The 11,123-nt window shown below is 73.2% G+C and carries 13 protein-coding genes; 8 read left to right on the forward strand and 5 right to left on the reverse strand.

Annotated features, from left to right (window positions below; all coding sequences use genetic code 11):
* The first annotated feature begins 58 nt into the window (after positions 1–58).
* A complete protein-coding gene (locus J8M50_RS25780) occupies positions 59–988 on the forward strand; it encodes an SDR family NAD(P)-dependent oxidoreductase (RefSeq protein ID WP_010360000.1) in 930 nt (309 codons plus the stop codon).
* 124 nt (positions 989–1,112) lie between these two features.
* Here J8M50_RS25780 and J8M50_RS25785 read toward each other — a convergent pair whose 3' ends face one another.
* Both J8M50_RS25785 and J8M50_RS25790 read right to left on the reverse strand, forming a co-directional pair.
* Complete coding sequence (locus J8M50_RS25785; protein WP_010359996.1) at positions 1,113–2,042, reverse strand: M56 family metallopeptidase; 930 nt, start codon at positions 2,040–2,042, stop codon at positions 1,113–1,115.
* Entirely contained in the window at positions 2,039–2,410 is a 372-nt protein-coding gene (locus J8M50_RS25790) for a BlaI/MecI/CopY family transcriptional regulator (RefSeq protein ID WP_010359995.1), read from the reverse strand. The genes J8M50_RS25785 and J8M50_RS25790 overlap by 4 nt, the downstream gene beginning before the upstream one ends.
* A gap of 117 nt (positions 2,411–2,527) precedes the next feature.
* On the opposite strand from J8M50_RS25790, the gene J8M50_RS25795 reads away from it, so the two are divergent.
* Genes J8M50_RS25795 through J8M50_RS25815 form a run of 5 tightly spaced genes read left to right on the forward strand, consistent with a single transcriptional unit; the run spans position 2,528 to position 6,464 of the window.
* Entirely contained in the window at positions 2,528–3,175 is a 648-nt protein-coding gene (locus tag J8M50_RS25795; protein WP_010359994.1) for a DedA family protein, read from the forward strand.
* A complete protein-coding gene (locus J8M50_RS25800) occupies positions 3,172–3,777 on the forward strand; it encodes a phosphatase PAP2 family protein (protein WP_010359992.1) in 606 nt (201 codons plus the stop codon). The genes J8M50_RS25795 and J8M50_RS25800 overlap by 4 nt, the downstream gene beginning before the upstream one ends.
* The gene (locus J8M50_RS25805; protein ID WP_010359991.1) at positions 3,774–4,496 is read left to right on the forward strand and encodes a phosphatase PAP2 family protein; all 723 of its coding nucleotides are present in this window, start codon (positions 3,774–3,776) and stop codon (positions 4,494–4,496) included. The genes J8M50_RS25800 and J8M50_RS25805 overlap by 4 nt, the downstream gene beginning before the upstream one ends.
* A complete protein-coding gene (locus tag J8M50_RS25810; protein ID WP_010359990.1) occupies positions 4,450–5,112 on the forward strand; it encodes a response regulator transcription factor in 663 nt (220 codons plus the stop codon). The genes J8M50_RS25805 and J8M50_RS25810 overlap by 47 nt, the downstream gene beginning before the upstream one ends.
* The gene (locus J8M50_RS25815; protein ID WP_010359989.1) at positions 5,109–6,464 is read left to right on the forward strand and encodes a sensor histidine kinase; all 1,356 of its coding nucleotides are present in this window, start codon (positions 5,109–5,111) and stop codon (positions 6,462–6,464) included. The genes J8M50_RS25810 and J8M50_RS25815 overlap by 4 nt, the downstream gene beginning before the upstream one ends.
* A gap of 3 nt (positions 6,465–6,467) precedes the next feature.
* Here J8M50_RS25815 and J8M50_RS25820 read toward each other — a convergent pair whose 3' ends face one another.
* Positions 6,468–6,998 (reverse strand): COG4705 family protein, encoded by a 531-nt coding sequence (locus J8M50_RS25820; protein ID WP_075662051.1) that lies wholly within the window; start codon positions 6,996–6,998, stop codon positions 6,468–6,470.
* 59 nt (positions 6,999–7,057) lie between these two features.
* A complete protein-coding gene (locus J8M50_RS25825; RefSeq protein WP_029184619.1) occupies positions 7,058–7,867 on the reverse strand; it encodes a COG4705 family protein in 810 nt (269 codons plus the stop codon).
* A gap of 170 nt (positions 7,868–8,037) precedes the next feature.
* Between J8M50_RS25825 and J8M50_RS25830 the strand changes: the two genes are divergently transcribed.
* The gene (locus tag J8M50_RS25830; RefSeq protein ID WP_010359984.1) at positions 8,038–9,063 is read left to right on the forward strand and encodes a bile acid:sodium symporter family protein; all 1,026 of its coding nucleotides are present in this window, start codon (positions 8,038–8,040) and stop codon (positions 9,061–9,063) included.
* On the opposite strand, the gene J8M50_RS25835 is transcribed toward J8M50_RS25830, so the two are convergent.
* Positions 9,052–10,365, reverse strand: a complete 1,314-nt coding sequence (locus J8M50_RS25835; protein WP_029184618.1) for a sensor histidine kinase — start codon at positions 10,363–10,365, stop codon at positions 9,052–9,054. The genes J8M50_RS25830 and J8M50_RS25835 overlap by 12 nt on opposite strands.
* A gap of 117 nt (positions 10,366–10,482) precedes the next feature.
* On the opposite strand from J8M50_RS25835, the gene J8M50_RS25840 reads away from it, so the two are divergent.
* Positions 10,483–11,121: a hypothetical protein gene (locus J8M50_RS25840; protein ID WP_010359981.1), complete on the forward strand. Its 639-nt coding sequence runs from the start codon at positions 10,483–10,485 to the stop codon at positions 11,119–11,121.
* The last annotated feature ends 2 nt before the right edge of the window (positions 11,122–11,123 follow it).

The raw sequence follows: 11,123 nt of genomic DNA on the forward strand, positions 1-11,123 counted from the left end.
TATGGTGGACGTGAAACGGAACGCAATCCGTTTCATTCATCGTAAGCCAGGAGACGTCATGGCCGACAGGGCCGTCATCATCACCGGCGGGAACGCCGGTCTGGGCTACCAGTGCGCGAAGAACGTCGCCCTCGGAGATCCGGGCTACCACGTGGTACTCGCCTGCCGGAGCCTGGCACGGGGTGAGGCGGCAGCCGAGGCGCTGCGGGCGGAGACGGGCAACTCGAACATCACGGTCATGGAGCTGGACCTGGCCTCGCCGGCCTCGGTCCGCGCGTTCCACGACACCTTCTCGCAGGCGGACCTGCCGCCGCTGTACGGCGTGGTCTGCAACGCCGGCATCAGCGCAAGCGGCACGCCCGGCGCGCCGCGTACCGCCGACGGCTTCGAGACGATCTTCGCCGTCAACCACCTGGGGCACTTCCTGCTGACGAACCTCCTGCTGAACCGGATGGGCGACAGCGGACGCATCGTCTTCGTCACCAGTGACCTGCACAACCCGCCCGCCTTCTTCCCGGTCAAGGTGACCTACAGCAACGCGGCCATGATCGCCGCCGGCGGCGGTCCGGGGATGAAGGCGTACTGCACATCGAAACTGTGCAACCTCTACTGCGCCTACGAGATGGCCAGGTTACTGTCCGATCGGACCGACCGGCGCGTCACCGTCAACGCCTTCAACCCCGGGGCCATGTCCGACACCGGCTTCGCCGCACCCACCGGGAACGCCCTCGTGCGCGGCGCGACCAGGGTCATCGGCGGCATCATGGGCAAGCTCATCGGGAAGCAGGGCACCTCCACGGCATCCGGCGCCGCGCTTGCGAAGCTCATCACCGACCCCGCCCTGGCCGCCACGACCGGTACCTACAACGACCGAGGAGCGCAGGCGCCGTCGTCACCTCTCTCCCACAACCGCGACAACGCCAGGGAACTCTGGCGGGCCAGCATGGAAATGACCGGTCTGAGCGAGTCCGACACGATCTTCTCCTGACCGGGGCGGGACGGTCACGGACTGAAGAGGTGCTCGCGTCCCACCCTCATGCGCGGTTGACGGTCCATGGCAGACGCCTCCTCGTGCACTGGCCCCGTCGAAGACCAGCGTCGGTGCCGGGCCCTCAGCGGTTCTCTTCGCCCTGGGCGACCTCGACCTCGTGGTGGAAGGCCGCCACGCCGGTGGTCGCGGTCGCGGCGGGGAGGAGTGCGCAGACGGTGAGGAGCAGGGCGATCCATCGGGTGGACGGCGGGCGGCTGTCGCCGGGGGTGAGGAGGGCGGCGACCCGCTGGGGGACGGGGCCTGTGGTGGCTCCGGGGGCGAAGTCCGGGCGGGGGGAGCGCTGAGCGTCTCCCGCGAGGGCGGCGCGGGTGATGGCGCGGGCGAGCAGGCGGCGGTCGCCGACGGTGGCGGCGGCGCTCTCGTCGGCGGCGCGTTCCGCGGCGAGCCGGATGACGGCACGTGTCGCGCGGAGTGCGGGGTGGCAGTGTGCGGCGAGTTCGGCAGCGGCCAGGAAGTAGTGGTGGCCGCCCGCGTTGTGGGCCCGCTCGTGAGCGAAGAGGGCTTCGCGTTCGGCGGGGCCGAGGGTGCGCAGCATCGCGGTGGTGACGACGATCCGGTGGGGTCTGCCGGGCAGGGCGTACGCGTCCGGGTGCGGGGAGTGGACGACGCACAGGTCACCGGCGGCGGGACGGCGGTCGGCCTCCGCGCGGGCGGTGCGGAAGGCGCGGACCTGCCGCAGGGCCGAGTGGGCGAGTGTCCCGGCGCCGAGGGTGAGCGCGCCGGTGGCGAGTGCGGCGGCCGGGAGGACGAGCAGGTTCGAGGGAGTGCGCAGGGGGTGGATGAGGTCGCCGAGTGCCGCGAAGGGGGAGAACTTGAGCAGTCCGGTCAGCACGAGGGCGCCGAGGGCGGCCACACAGGCACCGGCGCACGCCAGCGCGCAGGCGGTCAGCGCGTGCAGGGCGGTGACCGGGTCGAGGCGTGCGAGGGCGCGGCGGGCCAGCACCGGCAGGGCGAAGGGCAGCAGGAGCGGCATCAGCAGGAGGGCGGTCACTGCTCGTCGGCCTCCAGCAGTTGGCGCAGCAACTCCCCGTCGTCCGGGCTGAGCTGGGCGACGAAGCGGGCGAGGACCGTCTCGCGGTCGGCGTCCCGGTCGAGTTCGGTGTGCATGCGCCGGGCGGTCAGCCCGGGGGAGTCCTGCACCGGGACGTAGGCGTAGCCGCGCCCCTGCCGCCGGCGGCCGGCGACGCCCTTGTCATGCAGGCGGGACAGGATCGTCGTCACCGTCGTCCGGGCGAGGCCGGAGGCGAGTTCGGCCTGTACCTGTGCCGGGGTGAGCGGCGCGTCGGCAGCCCACAGCGCGGCCATGACGGCCGCTTCGAGTTCGCCGGCGGGCCGGCGTTCGTCCTTCGGGTCGGTCATGGGAACGATCCTCACCCCGCTATCGTCTACAGTTCAGTAGACCGTCTACAGGATTGTAGTCACTGGTCGGGTGCTGGTGCGCCGCGCCCACTCTGCCGGACCGAAGGGGTCGCGACGATGTCCACGCTCGCTGTCAACGTGCTCGATGCCCATTCTCTGCTGTCCGCCTTCGGCGTGCTGGGAGTGGGGGTGGTGCTGTTCGCCGAGACGGGCTTGCTGATCGGCTTCTTCCTGCCGGGCGACTCGCTGCTGTTCACGGCCGGTCTGCTGTGCACCGGCACGGCCGACAGCGGAGTGAAACTGTCGCTCGGGCCACTGCTGGCGGCTGCTGCCGTCGGTGCGCTCGCCGGGGCGCAGTGCGGATATCTGCTCGGGAGAAGAGCGGGCGGCGCGCTGCTCGCCCGCAGCCACTCGCCCCGGCTGCACCAGGGCGCGCACCGCGCCGAGGAGCTGCTGGAGAAGTACGGGCACGCGAAGGCCATCGTGCTGGCCCGGTTCGTGCCCGTGGTGCGGACCGTGCTCAATCCGGTGGCGGGAGCGCTTCAGGTGCCGGTGCGGACCTTCACGCTGTGGCAGATCGCCGGTGGGCTCGTGTGGAGCGTCGGCCTCACCCTCGCGGGGTACGCGCTGGGCTCGTCGATCCCGAACGTCGACCGTTACCTGCTCCCGCTGGTGGCGCTGATCGTCGTCGTGTCGCTGACGCCCCTCCTCGCCGAGGTGTACCGGGCCCGCCGGAACACGACCTCCGAGGGAGGAGTCAAGTGATCATGGCTTTCGACGGGTCGTCGATCGACGGCTCCGCCTACCTGGACGTGGTACGGCTGGCCCGGCACGCGCCGGGCTGGCTGGACGGGGCCGTGTCGTTCTGGTCGGCGTACGGACTCGCGGTGTTCGCCGTCCTCGCCGGCGTCGGCTGGTGGTTCGCGCGCCGGGACGGCGGCGCGGCGGCGGTGGCGGCGCTGGCCGTGCCGGTGGTCGTGGTCGCGGCGTTCGGCGTGGACGCCGCGGTGAAACTGGCGGTGCGCGAGGACCGGCCGTGCCGGAGCCTGCGCGTGCGGACCCTGGAGGCGTGTCCGGCGCCCGGGGACTGGTCCTTCCCCAGCAACCACGCGGCGATCGCCGCCTCCGCCGCCGTGGCGCTGTTCTTCGTCTCCCGCCGGCTGGGAGCGGTCGCGGCCGTGGCGGCTCTGGCGATGGCGGTCTCCCGGGTGTGGGTCGGCGCGCACTATCCGCACGACGCCGTGGCCGGAGTGCTGGTCGGCGGGCTCGTCGCGCTCCTGTCGATGACCGCCGTGCGGCGGTGGTCGCGGCCCGTGGGCCGGTGGATCGGGTCCGGCCGGCTGCGCCCGCTGGTGACGGCCCCATGAACCGGCGCGACGCCGCCGACCTGGCCGGCACCGTCGGTCTCGGCGCCTTTCTCGCCTTCGGCATCCTCACCAGGGTGGTGACCGGCCGGGACGGCGCTCCCCTGTGGATGGACGACGGCTTCCTGGCCTGGTCGCTCGGCCACCGCCCGGACGTGGCGACGGCGCTGGCCCGAGGGGTGACCGGCACCGGCACCGGCGCCGTTCCGTATGTCCTCGCGGCGCTGGCCGGCGTGGTCGCCGGGCGGACCGCTCGGCAGCGGATGTGGGCCGCCGCGCTGAGCCTGGCCTGCCTGGGAGGCGGGCAGGCGATGCGTTACGGGGTGATGGCACTCGTCCGGCGACCGCGTCCGCCGCACACCGGCTGGGCGACGCCGGCGGGCGGCTGGGCCTTCCCCTCGGGCCACACCACCACAGCAGCCCTCACGGCGGGACTGCTGATCGCCGCCCTCTCACTGCGCGGCGCCACCTTGCTGCGGCTCGTCATCGGGTGCTGGGGCGTACTGGTGGGCCTGTCCCGGATCTATCTCGGCGTGCACTGGTTCACCGACGTCATCGGCGGCTGGCTGTTCGCGGCCGGATGGCTCGGCGTGTGTCTGTACGGGGTGGCCCGGTGGCTTCCGGCATCGTTCGTCCCGAGCCCGCTCCCTGCGGCCGAAGATCCGACGGAGGACCATGCACCACAAGATCCTGGTCGTCGAGGACGATCACGCCCTGCGTGACGTACTGCGCCGCGGCCTGCTCGACGAGGACTTCGAGCCGGTGCTCGCCGCCGACGGCGCCACCGCCCTGCGGCTGGCCGCAGACGGCATCGCCGCTGTCGTCCTGGACGTGGGGCTGCCCGACGCGGACGGACGGGACGTCTGCCAGGCGCTGCGCGCCAACGGCTTCGCCGCCCCGGTCATCTTCCTGACGGCCCGCCACCACCTCACCGACCGGCTGTCCGGCTTCTCCGCCGGGGCCGACGACTACCTGCCCAAGCCGTTCCACCTCGCCGAACTCGCCGCCCGGCTCCGGGCCGCCGTCAGACGCGCTGGCCCACCGGCCGTGGCTGGCGCCGGGGACCTGCTGCTGGACGCGACCCGGCACACCGCGCGCGCCGGCCAGGCCGACGTCGGCCTGTCCCCGACGGAGTTCCGGCTGCTGGCCACGCTCGTGGCCGCCGACGGCGCCCTCGTGAGCCGGCGCGACCTCGTCCGGGCCGCCTGGCCGGACGGCGCGCAGGTCAGCGACAACACCCTCGACCAGTACCTGAGCCGGCTGCGCCGCAAACTGCGCGAGGCCGGCAGCGCCCTGAGCCTGACGACGGTGCGCGGGATCGGACACCGGCTGTCATGAACCCCCTGCTACGCCGCCTGGCTCCCCGCACCCTGCGCGGCCGGCTCTCCCTCGTGGCACTGACCACCGCCGCGCTGCTGATGACCGTACTGACCGTGGCGTTCACCACCGTGACGGACCGGCACCTGCGCCACCAGGCGGACGACGAACTGCGCAACCGCGCCGCGGCCGTCGCCACGACCATCGACACCGCAGGCCCCCGGGTGCGGGTCCTGGAGACCGCCAACGACCAGCTCCTCGACGCGAACGTGTGGATCTACACCGGGACACACCTGCTGGAACAGCCCCCCTCCACAACGGCCGACAGCACGCTGACCCGGGCCGCCGGCCGCCTCGCCGCGCAACGGGAGCGGGCCTGCTCGACCGCCGACGCCGACAGCCCGCACGCCGTACGCCTGTGCGCGGACCCCGTCGGCAGCCGGCACCGCGCCACCGTGGTCACGGCCCTGGACCTGGCGCCCTACCGCAGCTCGGCCGACACCCTGCTGCTCGGGTCCCTGATCCTGGACGCCGTCATGCTCGCCTGCACCTACGCGCTGACACGCCTGGCCGTCGGACGGGCGCTGCGCCCCGTGCGCACCATGACCGACCAGGCCACCCGGTGGAGCGCCGTCGCCTCCGGTGAACGCTTCGGCACCGACGGCCGCCCGGCCGAACTCGCCCGCCTGGGCTCCTCGCTGGACGCGCTGCTGGACCGTATCCGCACCGTGCTGCGCCACGAGCGACAGCTGACCGGCGAACTGTCCCACGAACTGCGCACCCCGCTCACCCGGATCGTCGCCGAACTCGACTGGTGGCAGGCCCGCCCCCGCACCACCGCCGAGACCGAAGCCACCCACGAGGTGATCGCCGACGCAGCCCGGTCGATGCGCACCATCTGCGACACGCTGCTGGACGACGCCCGCGAGGACGACACCGCGACGGCTCCCGGCACCACCGCCGTCGAACCCGTCCTGCGCCGGCTCGCCGGACCGTGGCGGGGGAGGACCGTACTGGACGTGACGGAACCGGAACTGGCGGCCGGGGTCGCCCCCGCCCTCCTCGAACGCATCGTCAGCCCCCTGCTGGCCAACGCGGTCCGCTACGCCCGCTCCACGGTGACCGTGTCCGCGCGGCAGGCGCCGGGCAGCGTACGGATCGAAGTCACCGACGACGGTCCCGGCGTGCCGGCGGCGTTCGCCGGCGACCTCTTCCAGCCCGGCCGCCGCGCCGACCCCGGCGACGGGCACGACGGCGCGGGCCTCGGACTGCCGCTCGCACGGCGGCTGGCCCGCACCGTCGGCGGCGAGGTGTCCCACGACCCCGGCCACACACCCGGAGCACGCTTCCGGGTCGACCTGCCTGCCGGGTGACCTTCAGCCGACCCGCTGAGCAACCGGCGTCCGGCGTTCCTGGACCCGCGCGCAGGCCACCAGACCGAGCAGGACAGCCGGCAGCACGGCCGAGGAACCCGCCGTACCGAGGCCCAGGCCACCCTTGCCGACCGGCTTGGTCAGGAAGTCGCCCATGGAGGTGCCCAGGGTGCTGGAGACGAGGATCGCCGCGCCGGTGGGGTAGCCCGGGCCGAGCCCCTGCGGTCCCCGGCCCGGGGAAGGGGAGCCGCCGGACAGGAACTCGGCGCTCGCGTCCCGGTTCATGAAGTCGGACATCGTGGTGCCGGCCATGCTGGTCGACAGGATCACCGTCCAGTAGAAGAACGGGTTGTAGCGGCGGGACCCGAGCTGGACGACCAGCGTCACCACGAAGAGCGGGAACAGCGCGATCGTGGTCAGGAAGCAGCCGAGCTTCAGGGTCTGCGCGAAGAGGTCGCCGGCCGTCTCGCCGAGCGTGGTCGCGGCGACCTTCATGACCCAGAACGCCGGCGTCACCTCGGGGAGTTTCCTCATGACCGACTCGGTCGCGCTCGCGATGTCCGGTTGCTCCTGGACGCCTGCCGCGTACCTGCTCAGGCCGCGTCCCGCGCGATGGCCACGTCCTTCCGGGTCACGGAGAGACGCACGACCAGGCCCAGGATGACGGCGAGGAACAGCGCACTGGTGACAACGGTGCCGAGGCCCAGGCCGCCGTCGCCCGTGGGCTGGGAGAGGTAGTCGCCGATGGACGCGCCCAGCGGGCGGGTGAGGATGTAGGCGATCCAGAAGCTCCAGACCGCGTCCAGGCCGAGCGTGAAGTGGGCGAGGGCGACCGCGGCGATGGCCAGGGCGAACAGGAGCGCGGCGAGCCAGTAGCCGAGGTCCAGGCGCTCGGAGACCAGGTCGCCGGCCGAGGTGCCGAGCGCGAAGGTGAACAGGACGGCGAGCCAGTAGTAGGACTCCCGGCTCGTGGTGTCGATGTGGTGGATCGACAGGGTCCGCTCACGCCGGTACCAGACGGTGAAGACGACCGCGAGGGCGACCGCGAAGACCGCCGTACTCGTCTCCAGCGGCACGCCCAGGTTGTCGGTGAGGTTGTCGCTGATCAGCGTGCCGACGACGCTGATCAGGGCCACGGCGAGCCAGTACACGCCCGCGCGGTAGGCGCCGGAGCGGAACTGCACCACCAGGACGCCCGCCAGCAGGGCGCTCATCAGCACCGACACACCGGTCAGGCCGAGGCCGGCCTTCTCGTTGAGCAGGTCGGCGGCCGTCTCGCCCACGGTGGTGCACAGCACCTTGATGATCCAGAAGTACGCGGTGACCTCGGGCACCTTGTTCCAGCCCGACCTGAGGCCACCGGGCACCGGAGTCGTAGAAGTCTCTGACGTCTCGTATGTCATGAGACGTGACCGTGCCACGGGATACCTGAACGCATCCTGACTGCCGTGCGGGTACGGCCTGCCGCATCCGCCCCACCCGGGCACCATGGCTGCCATGACGCCTCATGACCAGGGCCCTTCCATAGCGGCGCCCCGCCCCGCCCAGCCCACCGCCATGGAAGAAGGACGCCGTGAACCATCCGTCTGGCCCCCTCCCGCCCGCCGACCGGGCGACGCTCTGGCTGCGCCGCCGGCTCGGCCGGGCCGTGGTGCTGGCCTATCTCGCCGCCCTCCTCCTGCCCGGCCCCGGCCTGTGGCTGCGTAGCGCGCACGCCCTGCCGCTGAGCACCGGCCAGCTGCTGCTGTCCCTGGTGCTCTTCTCCGCCGGGTTCCAGGTACCCGTCCACGAGCTGGGCCGGATGCTGCGCCGCCCCACCGCCCTGCTGGCGGGACTCGTCCTGCACCTGGCGATCCCGCTGCTGGTGATCCCCGTCGTCGTGTTCGTCCTGCGGCAGACGCCCGACACGGACGGCGGCAGCGGCCTGGTCATGGCGATGATCCTGATCGTGGCGATGCCCGTCGCCGCCGGAGCCACCGTGTGGACCGGCAAGGACGACGGCGGCCAGCCCACCATGGTGGGGCTCGTCCTCGCCTCCACGCTGCTGAGCCCGCTCACCGTCCCGCTGGTCACCACCACCATGGCGCCGCTCCTCAGCGCCGATTACGCGGACACGCTCACCACGACCGGGAACACGGCCCACGGCGGCTTCGCCCTCGTCGGCGTGGTCCTGCCCTGCGCGGCCGGCCTCCTGTGCCGGCTCGCGCTGCCGACGGCGTGGCGGAGCCGCGCGCTGCGCATGATCATGCCCGCCGCCCTCGCCGGCTCCCTGGCCCTGACATACGTCAACGCGAGCGGCGCCCTGGGTTCCTTCCTCGCGCATCCGCGCCCGCTGCTGTTCGGCGCGGCCCTGGTCGTGGCGGCGCTCGTCTGCCTGCTCTCCTTCGTCCTGGGCCGGGTCGCCGCACGCCTGCTGCGCCTGGACGCCCCCTCCTCCTCGTCGCTGACGCTGGCCTGCGGCATGAACAACAGCAGCGCGAGCGCCGTCCTGATCACCACCACGCTGCCCGACAAGCCGCACCTGCTGCTGCCGGTGCTCGCCTACGGGCTGCTCCAGAAGGTGGCCGCGAGCCGGGTCGTCGCGGCGTCACGGGCGTGAACGGCCCGGGTCCTGGCCGACCGGCACGAGCAGCGTAAAAGTGGCCGGGTGGCCACTGGTCAGGGAGAGCCTGCCGCCCAGGGAGACGGCCAGGTCCCGGGCGAGGGCCAGACCGATGCCCGTCCCCGGCCCGCCGCCGGTGTGCCCCCGGTCGAACAGCCGGGCCGGCTCACCCGCCACGGCGCCCTCGTCGCGCACGTCGAGAGCGAGGGCGCCCTCCAGGTCCCGCACCGCGACCCGGACGGTGCCGCGCCCGTGGACGCGGGCGTTGTCCAGCAGGATGCCGAGCACCTCCGACACGGGCGCACCCGGCACCTGGACATCGGCCGGCGCGTCCCGCACGGCGCACTCCAGGCGTCTGCCGTCCCCGGCGAACACCCCGTGCCACCGCTCCTCCGTCTCCAGCAGCAGCTGCCGTACGGCGGTCGTGCCGGCGGCGGGGCGGGGCACCTCCCTGGAGCGGGACAGGCGCAGCACCTCCTCCACCGTGTGGTGCAGGCGGGCCGTGGTGGCCAGCGCTTCGGCCAGCACGGGCCTCAGCCGGGCGTCGTCGCCCTGGGCGAGACCCGCCTCCAGGGCGAGCTGGAGGCCGGTGAGGGGGGTACGCAGCTGGTGGGAGGCGTTGGCGGTGAAGTCGCGTTCGTGACGCAGGAGTTCGGACAGGCTGTGCAGCATCTCGTTGTGGGTGCGGGCGACCTGGTCGATCTCGGCGATGCTGCTCGGGGCGGCACGGGCGTTCAGATCGCCCCCGGCCACGGCCCGGCAGTGCCGGGAAAGATCCTCCAGCGGCGTTGCCAGCGCCCGCGCCTGACGGCGCGCCACCAGCACGGCCACGATCAGCGCGAGGGCACAGGCGCCGGCGAGCACGGCCCAGACGGCGAGAACGCGGTCGCGTACGGCACGGGCGGGCGAGGAGGCCCGTACGACGCCGATGACCTCCTCGGCGTGCGAGACCGGCACCGTCACCGTCAGGTCACCGGCCGCGTGCCCGCGCACCACCGTCCCGCCGAGGGCCCGGCGCACCGTCGCGTCACCGCTCCCCGGGCCACTGCCCGCCCGCAGGCGCAGCCGGGTGTCGTACAGGCCCAGGTGCCCTCCGGCCGGGGCCTCGGACAGTTCCACCGGGTCGCCGGTCGTGTAGTCCGGGCTCACCCGTACGGCGCCGGCCAGGGCCGCCCGCTCCAGGGTGTCGCGCTGCCCGGCGTACAGGGACGACCTGATCACCAGGGCCAGCGGGACGGCGAGGAGGGTGACGGCGGCCAGGGCCGCGGCCAGGGCCACTCGCACCACGCGCTGTCTCATGCCCCCATCATGCGGGCCGCCACGCTTTTGCCGTCGTCTAACCCTCGCCGGGCAGAGCGTTAACCGGCCGCCTCCTAGCGTCGGTGCCACGACCGTCCACCCTGGAGGGCAGTGGCCATGGCAGCACACATACGGACGTACGCGGTCGGCGCGCTCGCGCTCGTGGCGGCGGTGACCGCCGGCTGTTCCAGCTCCGGGTCCGGCTCCACGACGCCTCCGCCCGCCGCTCCCGCCTCCACGAGCGCCGGCGGGCAGAACAACGCGGCGCCCACCGAGTCCAACCCGCCGGGCGACATCCCCGACAATCAGGCGTACGTCCCCTACCGGCCGAGCGGCGGCACCTTCACCGGCTTCACCGTGAAGGTGCCCGAGGGCTGGGCCCGCACCGACCAGGCGGGCACCGCCGTGTTCACGGACAAGCTCAACACCGTGAAGATCACGGCCGCTGCCGCCGCCGGCGCGCCCACGACCGGCTCGGTCACCGGCACCGTCGTACCCCGACTGCGCTCCCAGGTACCGAAGTTCGCCGCTCCCCAGGCGTCGGAGGTGACCCGGCACGCCGGCCGCGCGGTCCTGCTCACCTACCAGGGCGACTCGGCGAAGGACCCGGTGACCGGCAAGGTGGTGCGGGACGACTTCGAGCGCTACGCCTTCTACCGCGCGGGGCACGAGGTGGACCTGACCCTGTCAGGGCCGGTCACCGCCGACAACGTCGATCCCTGGCGCACCGTCAGCGACTCCTTCGCGTGGCGGTGAGC

Source organism: Streptomyces acidiscabies, assembly GCF_020010905.1.
Taxonomy (GTDB): Bacteria; Actinomycetota; Actinomycetes; order Streptomycetales; family Streptomycetaceae; genus Streptomyces; species Streptomyces acidiscabies.

What these genes read in the sequence shown, in the direction of transcription:
- J8M50_RS25815 (WP_010359989.1), top strand. Translation starts at nt 5,109, where the DNA reads ATGAACCCCCTGCTACGCCGCCTGGCTCCCCGCACCCTGCGCGGCCGG.
- J8M50_RS25780 (WP_010360000.1), top strand. Translation starts at nt 59, where the DNA reads ATGGCCGACAGGGCCGTCATCATCACCGGCGGGAACGCCGGTCTGGGC.
- J8M50_RS25835 (WP_029184618.1), bottom strand. Translation starts at nt 10,365, where the DNA reads ATGAGACAGCGCGTGGTGCGAGTGGCCCTGGCCGCGGCCCTGGCCGCC.
- J8M50_RS25825 (WP_029184619.1), bottom strand. Translation starts at nt 7,867, where the DNA reads ATGACATACGAGACGTCAGAGACTTCTACGACTCCGGTGCCCGGTGGC.
- J8M50_RS25840 (WP_010359981.1), top strand. Translation starts at nt 10,483, where the DNA reads ATGGCAGCACACATACGGACGTACGCGGTCGGCGCGCTCGCGCTCGTG.
- J8M50_RS25795 (WP_010359994.1), top strand. Translation starts at nt 2,528, where the DNA reads ATGTCCACGCTCGCTGTCAACGTGCTCGATGCCCATTCTCTGCTGTCC.
- J8M50_RS25810 (WP_010359990.1), top strand. Translation starts at nt 4,450, where the DNA reads ATGCACCACAAGATCCTGGTCGTCGAGGACGATCACGCCCTGCGTGAC.
- J8M50_RS25805 (WP_010359991.1), top strand. Translation starts at nt 3,774, where the DNA reads ATGAACCGGCGCGACGCCGCCGACCTGGCCGGCACCGTCGGTCTCGGC.
- J8M50_RS25820 (WP_075662051.1), bottom strand. Translation starts at nt 6,998, where the DNA reads ATGAGGAAACTCCCCGAGGTGACGCCGGCGTTCTGGGTCATGAAGGTC.
- J8M50_RS25790 (WP_010359995.1), bottom strand. Translation starts at nt 2,410, where the DNA reads ATGACCGACCCGAAGGACGAACGCCGGCCCGCCGGCGAACTCGAAGCG.